Source organism: Dactylosporangium sp. NPDC000521 (assembly GCF_042898305.1).
Lineage (GTDB): Bacteria > Actinomycetota > Actinomycetes > Mycobacteriales > Micromonosporaceae > Dactylosporangium.
Genome location: NZ_JBIAYW010000002.1, coordinates 884,091 through 898,235, shown reverse-complemented (window position 1 = coordinate 898,235; position 14,145 = coordinate 884,091). Strand labels below are relative to the sequence as shown.

Genomic DNA, 14,145 nt, shown 5'->3' with positions numbered 1-14,145 from the left:
CGAGGGGTACCCGGGAGCGGCCCCGCGAACAGGACCGCTCCCGATTAGCAACCCGTCAGGCGGTCAGGGCCACCGCGCTCGGCTCGACCGGAGCCGGCAGGGTGCCGTCGCCGCCGAGGTACGCGTGGATCGACGCCGCCGCGGAACGGCCCTCGGCGATGGCCCAGACGATGAGCGACGCGCCCCGGTGCATGTCGCCGGCGACGAAGACGCCCGGCGTGGACGTCTGCCAGTCGGCGCCGGTGTCGATGCCGCCGCGGCGGTTGCGGGTCAGGCCGAGGTTGGTCAGCAGCGGGCCGGGCTCGGTGCCCTCGAAGCCGATCGCGAGCAGGACCATGTCGGCGGGGTAGAGCCGCTCGGTGCCGGGGATCTCGGTGACGACCCGCTGGCCGTCCACTCTGGACACCTGCACCTCGGCGATGCGCACGCCGGTGAGGTCGCCGTCGTCGTTGCCCTCGAAGGCGGTGACGGCGACCGCGAAGGCGCGCGAGCCGCCCTCCTCGTGCGCGGGGTAGTCGCGCAGGATCCACGGCCATGTCGGCCACGGGTCGCGCGACTCGTCCCGGACGGCCGGCGGCACCGGGTACTGGTCGAGCTGCAGCACGGACTTCGCGCCCTGCCGGTGCGCGACGCCGAGGCAGTCGGCCGCCGTGTCGCCGCCGCCGATGATGATCACGTTCTTGTCGAAGGCGGAGATCGACGCGGACGGCACCCGCCCGGCGACGACCCGGTTGGCCTCGACGAGGTGCTCCATCGCCAGGTGTACCCCGGAGAGCGCGCGACCCTCGATCTCGACGTCGCGAGCGGCCAGGGCACCGCAGGCGAGCAGCAGCGCGTCGTGGCGGGCCCGCAGGTCGGCGACGGAGACGGTGACGCCCACGTTGACGCCCGTCTCGAAGCGGACCCCCTCGCCACGCAGCTGGTCCAGCCGCATGTCGATGTGCCCCTTCTCCAGCTTGAAGTCGGGGATGCCGTACCGCAGGAGCCCGCCGAGGGCGTCGTCCCGCTCGTACACCACGACGTCATGACCCGCACGGGCCAGCTGCTGCGCGGCGGCGAGCCCCGCCGGGCCCGAGCCGACGACGCCGACGCTCTTGCCGGACCGCTCGGGCGCGGGACGGGCGGTGACCCGGCCCGCGGCGACCGCGCGGTTGATGATCTCGACCTCGACCTGCTTGATCGTGACGGGCTGGCCGCCGGCGATCGACAGGACGCACGCGGCCTCGCACGGCGCGGGGCACAGCCGCCCGGTGAACTCCGGGAAGTTGTTCGTCGCGTGCAGGGCCTCGATGGCGAAGTCCCAGTTGCCGGTGCGGACGAGGTCGTTCCAGTCGGGGATGCGGTTGCCGAGCGGGCAGCCGTTGTGACAGAACGGGATGCCGCAGTCCATGCAGCGGGTCGCCTGCTCGGCGATCAGCGCGTCGGACGCAGGCGGATACACCTCGCGCCAGTCGCGCAGCCGGACCGGGACGGGGCGACGGGCGGGCAGGCGCCGCTCGTACCGCATGAAGCCGTTCGGGTCAGGCACGCGCCACCTCCATGACCGCCGCGTCGACATCGCGGCCGGCCGCCTCGGCGGCCCGCTTGGCCTCCATGACGCGCTTGTAGTCGCGCGGCACGACCTCGGTGAAGGACAGCACCGACTCGTCCCAGTTGTCCAGCACGCGCCGCGCCACGGCCGATCCGGTCTCGGCGAGGTGCGACTCGATCAGCGAGCGCAGCACCGCCGGGGAGGTGACCGGCTCCAGGTCCACCAGTTCGGCGTTGACCAGCGTGGGGTCGAGGTTCCAGATGTACGCGACGCCACCCGACATACCAGCGGCGAAGTTCCGCCCGGTGGGGCCGAGCACGACCACGGTGCCGCCGGTCATGTACTCGCAGCCGTGGTCACCGACACCCTCGACGACGGCGGTCGCGCCGGAGTTGCGCACCGCGAACCGCTCCCCCGCCTTGCCGCGCATGAAGAGGGTGCCGCCGGTGGCGCCGTACAGGGCCGTGTTGCCGCCGATGATCTGCTCCTCGGCGACGAACGTGGCGGTCGGGTCGGGGGTCACGACGAGCTTGCCGCCGGACAGGCCCTTGCCGACGTAGTCGTTGGCGTCGCCGAGGAGCCGGAGGGTGACGCCCTGGGGGACCCAGGCACCGAAGGACTGCCCGGCGGTGCCGCGCAACGTAACGTCCACGGTGTCGTCGGGCAGGCCCGCGCCACCGACCCGGCGGACGATCTCGCCGCCGAGCATCGCGCCGACGGAGCGGTGCTCGTTGCGGACGGCGATCTCCAGCTTGATCGGCGTGCCCTCGTCGAGGGCGGGCGTGACCGCGGCGATGAGCTGGTTGTCCAGGGCCCGCTCCAGGCGGTGGTCCTGCTTGGTGGTCTGGCGCCGGGCCGCGTCGTCGGCGAGGGGAGGCACGTGCAGCAGCGGGGTCAGGTCGAGCCCGCCGGCCTTCCAGTGGTCGACGGCCGAGCGGACGTCGAGCAGCTCGGTGTGGCCGATCATCTCGTCGAGCGTGCGGAAGCCCAGCTCGGCCAGGTAGCCGCGGACCTCCTCGGCCATGAACCAGAAGAAGTTCTCGACGAACTCGGGCGAGCCCGTGAACTTCTTGCGCAGCGCCGGGTTCTGGGTGGCGATGCCGACCGGGCACGTGTCGAGGTGGCAGACGCGCATCATGATGCAGCCCGACACGATGAGCGGCGAGGTCGCGAAACCGAACTCCTCGGCGCCGAGCAGCGCCGCGATGACGACGTCACGGCCGGTCTTGAGCTGGCCGTCGACCTGGACGCTGACCCGGTCGCGCAGCCCCGACAGCAGCAGCGTCTGCTGGGTCTCGGCGAGGCCGAGCTCCCACGGCGTGCCGGCGTGCTTGAGCGAGTTGAGCGGCGAGGCACCCGTGCCGCCGTCGTGGCCCGAGATGAGGATGACGTCGGCCTTGGTCTTCGCCACGCCGGCGGCGACGGTGCCGACGCCGACCTCGGAGACCAGCTTCACGTGGACGCGGGCCGCCGGGTTGACGTTCTTCAGGTCGAAGACCAGCTGGGCGAGGTCCTCGATGGAGTAGATGTCGTGGTGCGGCGGCGGGGAGATCAGCCCGACGCCGGGGGTGGCGTGGCGGGTCTTGGCGATCCAGGGCCACACCTTGTTGCCAGGCAGCTGGCCGCCCTCGCCGGGCTTGGCGCCCTGGGCCATCTTGATCTGCAGGTCGTCGGCGTTGACCAGGTACTCGGTGGTCACGCCGAAGCGGCCGCTGGCGATCTGCTTGATGGCGGAGCGGCGGCGCGGGTCGTGCAGCCGCTCGGGGTCCTCGCCGCCCTCGCCGGTGTTGGACTTGCCGCCGATGTTGTTCATCGCGATGGCGAGGGTCTCGTGCGCCTCCATGGAGATGGAGCCGTAGGACATGGCGCCGGTCGCGAAGCGCTTGACGATCTCGGTGGCCGGCTCGACCTCCTCGATCGGCACGGCGGGGCGGACCCCGGTGCGCAGCTCGAAGAGGCCGCGCAGCGAGCCGGCCTGCCCCGCCAGCTCGTCGACCTTCGCGGTGTACCGCCGGAAGACGTCGAACTGCTTGGACCGGGTCGCGTGCTGGAGGAGGAACACCGTCTCCGGGTTGAACAGGTGCAGCTCGCCCTCGCGGCGCCACTGGTACTCGCCGCCGACCTCGAGCCGGCGGTGCGCCCGCTCGGCGTCGTTGGCCGGGTAGGCGCGGGCGTGCCGCGCGGCGATCTCGGCGTGGATCTCGGCGAGGCCGATGCCGCCGATCTTGCTCGGGGTGCCGGTGAAGTACCGCTCGACGAGGCGCGGGTCGAGCCCGACGGCCTCGAAGACCTGGGCGCCGCAGTACGAGCTGACGGTCGAGATGCCCATCTTCGACATGATCTTCAGGACGCCCTTGCCGAGCGCCTTGACGTAGTTGTAGATCGCCTTCTCCGGGTCGACGCCGGGCAGCGCGCCGGTGGCGATGAGGTCCTCGGCGCTCTCGAAGGCGAGGTACGGGTTGACCGCCGAAGCGCCGAACCCGGACAGCAGCGCGACGTGGTGCACCTCGCGGCAGTCGCCGGACTCGACGACCAGCGACACCTGGGTGCGGGTCTGCTCGCGCACGAGGTGCTGGTGCACGGCGGCGGTGAGCAACAGCGACGGGATCGGCGCCAGGTCGACGGTCGAGTCGCGGTCGGACAGAACCAGGACCCGCACGCCGTCCTCGATCGCCTCGGACACGCCGCGCATGATCTCCACGAGGCGCCGCTTGAGACCGGTCGCGCCGTCGCGGATCGGGTACAGGCCGGAGACCCGGACCGCCTTGAAGCCGGGCAGGTCGCCGTCGTCGTCGATGTGCAGCAGCTTCGCGAGGTCGTCGTTGTCGATGACCGGGTACGGCAGGGCGATCTGCCGGCAGGACGCCGGGCCGGGCTTGAGCAGGTTGCCCTCGGGGCCGATGGTCGCGGCGACGCTGGTGACGATCTCCTCGCGGATCGCGTCCAGCGGCGGGTTCGTCACCTGGGCGAAGAGCTGGGTGAAGTAGTCGTACATCAGCCGCGGCCGGGTCGAGAGCACGGCGACGGGCGTGTCGGTGCCCATCGAGCCCAGCGGCTCGGCGCCGGTCCGCGCCATCGGGCCGATGAGGATCTTCAGCTCCTCCTCGGTGTAGCCGAAGGTCTGCTGGCGGCGCTGCACGGAGTCGTGCGTGTAGACGACGTGCTCCCGCTCGGGCAGCGAGTCGAGGTCCATGAGCCCGGCGTGCAGCCAGTCCTCGTAGGGCTCGGCCTGCGCCAGCTCGGACTTGATCTCGTCGTCGGTCTTGATGCGGCCGGCGGCGGTGTCGACGAGCAGCATCTTGCCGGGCGCCGAGCGGCCCTTGGCCACGATCGTCGCCGGGTCGAGGTCGAGCACGCCCGCCTCGCTGGCGAGCACGATGAGGCCGTCGGCGGTCTGCCACCAGCGGCCGGGGCGCAGCCCGTTGCGGTCCAGGACCGCGCCGACGACCGTGCCGTCGGTGAAGGCGACGCTCGCCGGGCCGTCCCACGGCTCCATCAGGCAGGCGTGGAAGCGGTAGAACGCCTTGCGCAGCGGGTCCATCCGAGGGTCGTTCTCCCACGCCTCGGGGATCATCATCAGCACCGCGTGCGGCAGGCTCCGGCCCGCCAGGTGCAGCAGCTCCAGCACCTCGTCGAAGTTGGCGGAGTCGGATGCCTCGGGCGTGCAGATCGGGAAGAGCCGGCGGATGTTGCCGGGCAGGTTCTCGGTCGCCAGGAGGGCCTCGCGGGCCGCCATCCAGTTGCGGTTGCCCCGGATGGTGTTGATCTCCCCGTTGTGGGCGATCAGCCGGTACGGGTGGGACAGCTCCCACGACGGGAACGTGTTGGTCGAGAAGCGGGAGTGGACCAGTGCGATCGCCGACGTGACGCGCTCGTCGGACAGGTCGGGGAAGAACGACACGACCTGGTCGGGGGTGAGCATGCCCTTGTAGGTGATGGTGCGCGAGGACAGCGACGGCAGGTAGAGCTGGATGCCGCGCTCGCGGGTCTCCCGCTCGGTCTGCTTGCGCACGCAGTAGACGACCCGGTCCAGGTCCAGGCCGGACAGCACGGCGCCGGGCGCGCCGAGCTTCTCCGCGCTGATGAAGACCTGCTTGATGCGCGGCATCGCGGCGAGCGCGGTCGCGCCGAGGTCGGAGGCGTCGGTCGGGACGTCGCGCCAGCCGAGCACGTGGGCACCCTCGACCAGGGCGTACTTCTCCAGGACGCGCATCGCGCGCTGGGCGGCCTCGTCGTCGACGGGCAGGAACGCCAGGCCGGTCGCGTAGAAGCCGGCGGGCGGCAGGTCGATCCCGGCGTCCGCGGTGACGTCCCGGAGGAACGCGTCCGGGATCTGGATCATGATGCCGGCGCCGTCGCCGGTGTTCTGCTCGGCGCCGCGGGCACCTCGGTGGTCCATGCGCAGCAGCGCGGACAGCCCCTTGTGCACGACGTCATGAGACCGGCGGCCGTGAATATCGGCCACGAACGCGACCCCGCAGGCGTCGTGCTCGAAAGCAGGGTCGTACAGGCCCTGCGGCTGCGGTCCCGGGTAACCCATCGGGCCTCCTGACGTCATCGATTGCGAGTCGGGACAACGTCGGCCCTAAAAACAGCTTACAAAGCAGTCTTGCCAGTGTACGCGAAGATTGCGGCGCGATCCTCATGTGTTGTCCCGACCGGCCGCCACGCGCGATGCCGACCAACGTACCGTCTGCGCGCCGGACGACCTACACGCGGGATCGTGACAAATCCCACGAGCCGCAGGTGGGGGCGCTGCGCGGGTCCGTTACCGAATCGGGACGCAACCTCCAACAGTCTGGAACACGTCCAAGGAGCGGATGGCTCAGGCTGTCCGTTACTTCCTACGATGATGCACGGCAAGATCGCCCGCCACCAGTACGACCGCCAGCTGCACCGGGGATTGAACCGGGTGGCACAAACGTGGGATACACCGGCGTAGCAATCGGCGCATGCTCAACCCCAACAACGCTAGCCCAACGAAGGAGGTGTGGACATGGGAGTCTCCGCACGCGCACTGGCCACGATCACCGCTCTTGCCGGCCTGATCGCCCTTTCTGCTTGCAACGCCGACGACAAGCCCAAATGGAGTGACAGCACCAGTGCCGGCGGCCCCTCGGCTTCCGCGTCCGCCGCGCAGCCAACCGCGACCCTCACCGCGCCCGCCGACGGCGCGACCGGCGTCTCCACCGCCACCGAGCTGGCCCTGCAGGCGGCGCCCGGCGCGAACGCGTCGGTCACGCTGACGGACGCCTCCGGTGCGACGGTCGACGGCGGCCTGCGCTCCGACGGCTCGACCTGGATCCCGGCGAAGCAGCTCAAATACGGCACGCAGTACACGGCGACCGTGACCTCCGCCGGCGACAGCGCCGGGAAGAAGGTCACGTTCACGACCATGGCGAAGCCCGGCAAGACGGTCAACGTGTCGACCGCCCTGTCCGACAACAAGGTCTACGGAGTGGCCATCCCGATCGTCGTCCGCTTCGGCTCCAGCGTCCCGCAGGAGCTGCGGGCGAGCGTCGAGAAGCGGCTGCTCGTCACCAGCACGCCTCCGCAGGTCGGCACCTGGTACTGGTTCAACGGCGGCGAGGTGCACTTCCGCCCGAAGGAGTACTGGCAGACCGGCACGAAGGTCAGCGTCCGCCTGGCGACGGGTGGCCTTCAGCTGACGAAGACCGGCTGGGGCACCAAGGACGTCACGACCAACTTCACCATCGGTGACAAGATCGTCATGGTCACCGACGACAAGACCCACCAGATGACGGTGGAGAAGAACGGCGAGGTCATCAAGACCATCCCGGTGAGCCTCGGCAAGGCCAAGACGCCGAGCTCCAGCGGCGCCATGGTGATCATGGACAAGCAGCAGTCCGAGCTGTTCGTGTCGACCGACCCGTCCGACCCCTACCGCGAGACCGTGTACCTGACGCAGCGCATGACCAGCGGCGGCGAGTACATCCACGCGGCCCCGTGGTCCGAGGGCGACCAGGGCAAGCGCAACGTCTCGCACGGCTGCACGAACGTCTCGCAGAAGAACGCGAAGTTCCTGTTCGACCTGACGAAGATCGGCGACGTCCACATCGTCAAGAACACCCCGCGCAAGCTCGCCTGGGGCAACGGCTGGACCGACTGGGACAAGACCTGGGACGAGTACGTCAAGGGCAGCGCCCTCCCGCCGCCGGCCGCCGCGCCGGCCGCGGACCCGAGCGCCAGTCCTTCGGTGACCGTGTCGCCCTCCGCGTGACGCGTTGAAGGGGCCGCTGTCAGCCCACCGAAACGGTGGGCTGACAGCGGCCCCTTCGCTGTCTCATCATGGCTGCCGTGCTCGACTGGATCGACCCGACGTTCCACGCCGCCGAGGTGATCCTCACGGTGCTGGTGCTCGCCGTCCTGACCGTCACGGTCCTGCGGGCGGCACCGGACCGGATGCGGGCGCGGATCGCCGCCGGTGGCCTCGTCGCGGCGTTCCGCCGGTCGGCGGCGACGAACACCCTGACCGCCCTCATCGCCCTCGAGGCGGTCCTCGTCGGCCCCGGCCTGGCCCTCGCCGACCTCGGCCTGCGCCCCGTGACCCTCGGCGACGCCGCGACCGCGCTGACCCTGTCCGCCGCGGCCGCCGGCACCGCCGCGGTGCTGACCGTCCGCGCCGGCCCGCTCGGCCCGGACGACGACCCGCTCGCGTTCCTGCGGCCCACGACGCCTTCGGAGCGCCGCTGGGCGGCCGCCGGGGCCGTCGCCGCCGGGACCGGCGAGGAGATCGTGTTCCGCGGCCTGTTCATCGCCGCCGGCACCGGCGTGCTCGGCCTCCCCGCGTGGGCGGCGGCGGCCCTCTCCGCGGTGCTGTTCGGGCTCGGCCACCGCTACCAGGGCCTGCGGGGCGTGGTCGCCACCACCGGAGCGGCGGTCGTGTTCACCGCCCTGTACGCGCTGACCGGCAACCTGCTCGTGCCGATCACCCTGCACATCACGGTGGACCTGGTGTCGCTGCTGCTGGTCCCGGCGCTGCTCGCCCGGCGGGCGGCCGCATCATGAACGACATGTTCGAATGGGTCACCCCCCGGTTCGGTATCGCCGACACCGCCCTGGTGCTGCTCGTCGCACTCGTGACCACCGCCGGCGGCATCCGCGCCGCGACGGCGAAGGTCCGCGCCGCCCGCGAACGTCTCGTCACCACCCCGGGCGGCAGGATCCGCCTGTACCGCGGCGGCATCATCACCACGATCGCGCTGACGCTGGCCGCGTTCGCCGTCGTGGCGACGGACGGCGTCGACCTCACCGACCTGGGCCTGCGCCCGATCGGGGCCGGCGATGTGGTGGTCGCGGCCGTCGTCTCGGCGTGGTTCGCGCTGATCGTGGTCGTCAACCACGCCCGCTTCGCGCGCGCCCGCCGCGACGGCACCCGCATGATCGGCCGGCGCAACGCCGAGGAGACCCTGGCGCGCGTCCGGTTCCTGCGGCCGGGCACGGCGGCCGAACGCCGGCTGGCGGGCCTGCTCTCCGTGAGCGTGGGCGTCGGCGAGGAGGTGGTGTACCGGGGGCTGTTCATCGCCGCCGGCGTCGGGGTCCTCGGGCTGGACGCGTGGGTGGCCGCGGGACTGTCGCTGCTGCTGTTCGGCGCCGCCCACCTGTACCAGGGGTGGCGGGGCGCGCTGGGTGCCACGGTGCTCGGGGTGCTCTTCACGCTGCTGTACGACCTCACCGGGGGCCTCTTCGCGCCGATCGTCGTGCATGCCGTGTTCGACGCGGCCGCCCTCGTCGCCGGGCCGCTGGTGGCGCAGTGGGTCGAACGCCGGCCTTCCCCGCCCGCCTCTGCTGCCGCCTCCCCGGTTGCCTCGCCTGCTGCCTCCCCGGTTGCCTCTCCGGCCGCCTCGCAGGTGGTTGATTCGGGGGCGTTGAAGTTACGCAGCGCGATGCCGGAGTGAGCAGTGGGTCGATATCGGCGGTCGGGTATCGCATGCGGATCGATGCGGCGCTAGCGTCTCGGCCATGGCTCTCGTCCGTCGCACGAACGTGCTCGGTCCCCATTCCAGCCGCGTCGTCGCGGCCGCTTCGGTGACGCCCGCCGCCGACGCTCCCGCGGTCGGCAGGGCCCACGTGCCCGCCCAGCCCGGCCCGTTCTCACAGGGCGCCTCCACCCAGTCCGCGAGCGCCGAGGCCGGCGCGGCGCCGGGCGCCGAGGGCGCTGTGCAGGGCGACGAGGTGGGGATCGCGATCGCCGCGGCCGGCCCGCCCGAGCCCACGCCGGGCGGCGAGGCCGCCGCGGTCCCGCCGCAGCCCGCGTCGGTGCTGTCCCTGGTGTCGGCGTTCCTCCTGGTCGCCGCCGGCGGCCTCGGCTCCTGGGCCCTCTGGCACTACAAGATCAACGCTCAGGCGATCCACCTGCCCGACGCGACGACGTTCTTCGCGGTGCTGTTCGCGTTCGCCACGGCCGTCGAGCGGATCCTGGAGCCGTTCGCCAGGTTCCTGCCCGGCAAGCACGCCCGCGGCGAGCTGGAGGCCGCCGTGGCCAACCTCGCCAACAAGTACCACGACGCGACCCTCGACGACCTGATCCAGGTCGCTCACGCGAAGTCCATGCTGGAGAAGGGCCGAGCCAGCCGCGGCCTCGTCTCATGGGGCATCGCCACCGCCGTGGCCACCGTCGCGTCCTCGGCAGGCGGCTTGTACCTGCTGCACTCCATCGCCGGCGAAGACTGGAACGGCATCCCCGTCTGGATCGACGCCATCGTCACCGGCATCGTCGTCGGCAGCGGCACCAAGCCCCTCCACGACGTCATCAGCAAGGTCCAGAAGAACAAGGAGAAGTCCGAAGACTCCCCCTGACCCCGCCCTGCCCTCGCCTCGAACCGGACCGCGGCTCCCACTGGTGCGCCGGCCAAGGACGTTCGCCGGGTTGGTGGCACGCCGGTTGCGGTGTGCCGGGATGGGACAGTTCGGCCTCACCCTCGACAGCGATCAGGTTCGTTGTCGAAGGGTGAGGTGGGTGGATGGCTGAGCCGGTCCGAGCGCGGCGGCTGAGCGATGAGGAGGGCCGCCGGCTGCAGTAGATCGTGCGGCGGGGCAAGCACGGATCGATCCGGGTTCACCGGGCGTTGATCATCATGGCGTCCGCGTCCGGGACGCCGGCGCCGGCGATCGCCCGCCTCGTCGCCGCGCATGAGGACACCGTGCGGGACGTGATCCACCGGTTCAACGAGATCGGGCTGCGGGCGCTGGACCCTGACTGGGCGGGTGGCCGTCCCCGTCGTATCAGTCCCGACGATGAGACCTACCTCGTCGAGACGGCCAAGGCCCGGCCGAAGACGCTGGGCCCACCGTTCACGCACTGGAGCATTCGCAAGCTCGCCGGTTACCTGGCCACCAACCGGGTCCGGCGGGTGTATCCGGGACGGGAACGGTTGTGGCGACCTGCAGCAGTACCTGCGCTGGCGCAACGCCAACGCTCGCCACCCCGACGTCCTGGCAGCCCAACGCCGCGAACGCGCCCGTATCCGCAGCGAACGCCGACAACGCTGGGGCCGCCCCGCGCTGGCACAAGCCGCCTGAGCTCAGCCCGTCGTGTCGAAGTGCGCCGAGTCGTACGGCCGGCGGCCAACCGTGCAGTGGTAACAGTGCTCAACGACACCGTCGGCGTTGTACCACTCATGACGGCCGCAGTCCGTCGCCCCTTTGTCCGCAACACCTTGATCGACCAGGAACCACGGCAGCCGTCGCCGAAGCCACGTCCGCCACCGGTACCGGCCACGGCCCGCACTGCTCATCAGCACAAGCTACGACGACTCCCGGCCCCACACATCCAATATCACGAGCAGTGCGAGGCGCCCCTCGTCGCGCTGGTCGGCGTCAGAGGACCAGGAGGCCGTCGGTCTGGGCGCTGTGGGTCATGACGGCCAGGGCGGTCGGGACGTTCAGGAACGGGAGGTAGGGCAGGTCGTAGGGGTGCATCCGCAGGACCTGGGTGGCGTGGTGGCCCGGCACGACGCCCGAGGGGTAGGCGCGGGCGCAGCGGCGGTCGACGAGGCCGTTGCGGGTGGCGAAGGCCGCGACGGCCTGCCACTCCTCCAGGCGTGCGACGGTCGGCAGGGGCATGCCCGGGGGTTCGGCGAAGACGTCGACGGAGGTGAAGGGTTCGCTGCCGGCGAGCCACCACGACAGGGCGCGGACCGCGGAGCGCAGGGGGTGTTCGCACCAGTACGGGACGAGGCCGGCGCGCAGGACGTGCCAGGGGTCGAGGAGGCGGCCGCATTCGACGACGAGACGGGCGCCGGTGCGGTCACAGTCGCGCAGCCAGCCCCGGTACAGGTCCGCGACGGCACCGCTGAGGACGTCGGGGTGGCGGTAGAGGACCTGGCGGACGGGGTGGCCGTGCGCTGAGCCGTACCGGCGCAGGTCCTCGACCAGGCCGCGGTCGACGGCACGCTCGCCGTCGCTGTCGGTGCGGGGAGACCTGCCGCGCAGTGAACGTTCGTCGCGGTAGTCGGCGGGGCCGAGGCCGCTGGCGCGGCTGCCGAGCTGGAAGCTGTAGCCGTCGTCGCCGGCGGAGGTCTGCCAGCGGCTGACGTCCCTGACCACGACGATGGGGGCGTCGGGGTTCAGGCGTTCGGCGATGAGCCGGCGGTACGCGAGGGGCAGCCGGCGCCAGCGGACCACCGCGTAGGCGGTGGCGGCACCGGACCAGCCCCGCCACACCGGGTCGTACACCTGCCGGATGCCGACGTCGGGGTTGTCCGCGAGGATGTCCCGGGCGAGGCGCTCACCGTCCTGCATGGGGCGTTCGCCCTCGGCGACCTCCGGGGTCGGCACCTCGAACGCGACCGGCAGCCACGGCACGCCCAGGGCCATCGCGAGGTGGACGGCGGCGCCGTGCGGGGAGCCGACGACGAGACCGTTGTAGGTGCCTTCGGGGAGCTGGCCGACGAGCCACGCGGCGACGTCCTCGGCGTCGAGCTCGCGGCGGGCGTGCCGGCCTGCACCGTCGGACCGGCTGCCCGGCGGGGCGCCGATCCGGCCCGACCGGTCCATTGTCCATTGTGGAGCCGCGATGACGGGGCGGGCGACGCCGCTGCGGTACGCGAGGGCCCGGCCCGACGCGATGGCGAGCGTGGTGCCCAGTCCGTTCGGCCACAACGCCTCGACATCCTGCGTGGCTTCGACCCGCCGCCTCATACCGCTCCTCGACCTCCGGCCCGACCATCGGTCACCCGATCACCCGATCACCCAACGGCGGTCTTCCCAGACGCGCTCCCTGTAAACCACGTCCAGGCAAGCCGGGAAGCCGGGAGCGCCAGGCCCGGGGCCGGGAACGGCCAGGCCGGGGTGCCAGGAAATGGCGTCGGGGGCGCCAAACCCGTAGACTCGCTACACATGAAGGCGGACGCGCTGCGCGGGCATCTCGACGCACTCCTGCTCGCGGTGCTGGACGGCGAGCCCCGCCACGGCTATGCGATCATCGAGGCCCTCCAGGAGCGCAGCGGTGGCTCGCTGGCGCTCCCGACGGGCACGGTCTATCCCGCGCTGCGGCGGCTGGAGCGCGCGGGGTATGTGGAGAGCGCCTGGTCCACGGTCGGCGGGCGCGAGCGCCGCACGTACAGGCTGACCAGCGCCGGCCAGAAGGTCCTGGCCGAGGAGCGGTCGGCGTGGCAGGAGTTCACCGCCACGATCGGCGCGGTGCTGCTCCCCCCGCCCGCGACGGCTTGACCTTCAGGCCATTGCCGCCGGTGTACTGGTGGCCGACACGCACCGGATCGCGAGGCACCCCGCATAGCCGAACGCGGCGGTGTTGACGGCCATGCCGATGAGCACCGGCGGCCAGGTCGCGGCGGCCGGCCACTGGTGCAGGCTCAACCCGAAGACGGTCAGGCCCAGCAGCGCGTGCATGCCGAGGAACACGACCGTCGCCTGGCCGACGAGGCGGGCGTACCGCAGGCCGTCGCGCAGGAACCGGCTGCCCCACCCGAACCCGACGATCGCCAGCCCGGCGGCCGCCGCGGCGAGGAACGACGTGTACTGGAAGTGGTCGACGAGCACCCAGTAGACGTGGCTGGCGCGCTCGTCGGTGCTCCATTTCGTGTTCCACCACATGAGCGGCTCGAGCAGCGTCATGACGGGCAGCACGAGCGCGATCCAGGTCGCGGTCCGGCGGCCCTGCAGCGCGGCGAGCTCGGTCTGGTAGCCGGGCACGACCTGCCGGTGGGTGCCGAAGTCGGCGACGGCCCGGCGCTGCGCGTCGAGCGGGTCCTGGCCCGCTTCCGCGTACGCCTCGGCGGCGTCGAGCAGGCTGTCCCGCGCCTCGGTGATCATCTCCTGCCGGTGCCGGCGTGGCCCCCGCAGCGCGGCGGCGAGGCCGTCGACATAGACGTCGATCGGGCCGGCTCCCTGCGTCACCCCGTCCACCGGTCAAGGTTCCCACATGGTGGTTGTCCGGCGTCAACCACCGTTCGTCCGCCTTCCCCGACGCGCACGACCCCAACGGCGTCAGCCACCGCTCGTCCGCTTTCCCCGATGGGCACGGTTCTGCGGCGTCGGCTGCCGTTCGTCCGGCCCTCCCCCGACGGGCACGCCCAGCGGCGCCAACCACCGCTCGTCCCGGCCAGCCCCGGCGTACACGACCCAGCGAC

At 71.9% G+C, this 14,145-nt stretch carries 9 protein-coding genes and 1 pseudogene; 6 read left to right on the top strand and 4 right to left on the bottom strand.

The features are described from left to right. Positions 1–55: 55 nt before the first annotated feature. On the bottom strand, positions 56–1,528 hold the full coding sequence (locus tag ACFY3L_RS09790) for a glutamate synthase subunit beta (protein ID WP_389320834.1): 1,473 nt from the start codon (positions 1,526–1,528) through the stop codon (positions 56–58). Then, positions 1,521–6,089 carry a glutamate synthase large subunit gene (gltB, locus tag ACFY3L_RS09785; protein WP_389320831.1) on the bottom strand — a complete coding sequence of 1,523 codons (4,569 nt, stop codon included), beginning with the start codon at positions 6,087–6,089 and terminating at the stop codon, positions 1,521–1,523. Before gltB ends, ACFY3L_RS09790 begins: the two co-directional genes overlap by 8 nt. A gap of 438 nt (positions 6,090–6,527) precedes the next feature. Between gltB and ACFY3L_RS09780 the strand changes: the two genes are divergently transcribed. From ACFY3L_RS09780 to ACFY3L_RS09760, 5 genes and pseudogenes are all read left to right on the top strand, one after another. Then, on the top strand, positions 6,528–7,772 hold the full coding sequence (locus ACFY3L_RS09780; protein ID WP_389320827.1) for an Ig-like domain-containing protein: 1,245 nt from the start codon (positions 6,528–6,530) through the stop codon (positions 7,770–7,772). Positions 7,773–7,849: 77 nt separating this feature from the next. Beyond that, positions 7,850–8,560 carry a CPBP family intramembrane glutamic endopeptidase gene (locus ACFY3L_RS09775; RefSeq protein ID WP_389320824.1) on the top strand — a complete coding sequence of 237 codons (711 nt, stop codon included), beginning with the start codon at positions 7,850–7,852 and terminating at the stop codon, positions 8,558–8,560. A 5-nt stretch (positions 8,561–8,565) separates the two neighbouring features. Then, positions 8,566–9,450 (top strand): CPBP family intramembrane glutamic endopeptidase, encoded by an 885-nt coding sequence (locus ACFY3L_RS09770; RefSeq protein WP_389320821.1) that lies wholly within the window; start codon positions 8,566–8,568, stop codon positions 9,448–9,450. A gap of 64 nt (positions 9,451–9,514) precedes the next feature. Further along, positions 9,515–10,351: a hypothetical protein gene (locus tag ACFY3L_RS09765; RefSeq protein ID WP_389320819.1), complete on the top strand. Its 837-nt coding sequence runs from the start codon at positions 9,515–9,517 to the stop codon at positions 10,349–10,351. Between the two features lie 224 nt (positions 10,352–10,575). After that, positions 10,576–10,929: pseudogene (locus ACFY3L_RS09760) on the top strand (helix-turn-helix domain-containing protein); the annotation flags it as partial. A 442-nt stretch (positions 10,930–11,371) separates the two neighbouring features. On the opposite strand, the gene ACFY3L_RS09755 reads toward ACFY3L_RS09760, so the two are convergent. Continuing rightward, positions 11,372–12,694 carry a hypothetical protein gene (locus ACFY3L_RS09755; protein ID WP_389320816.1) on the bottom strand — a complete coding sequence of 441 codons (1,323 nt, stop codon included), beginning with the start codon at positions 12,692–12,694 and terminating at the stop codon, positions 11,372–11,374. A 198-nt stretch (positions 12,695–12,892) separates the two neighbouring features. On the opposite strand from ACFY3L_RS09755, the gene ACFY3L_RS09750 reads away from it, so the two are divergent. Next, on the top strand, positions 12,893–13,225 hold the full coding sequence (locus tag ACFY3L_RS09750; RefSeq protein ID WP_389320813.1) for a PadR family transcriptional regulator: 333 nt from the start codon (positions 12,893–12,895) through the stop codon (positions 13,223–13,225). 3 nt (positions 13,226–13,228) lie between these two features. Here the strand turns inward: ACFY3L_RS09750 and ACFY3L_RS09745 are convergent, their stop codons facing one another. Continuing rightward, a complete protein-coding gene (locus tag ACFY3L_RS09745; protein ID WP_389320810.1) occupies positions 13,229–13,921 on the bottom strand; it encodes a permease prefix domain 1-containing protein in 693 nt (230 codons plus the stop codon). Positions 13,922–14,145: the final 224 nt, after the last annotated feature.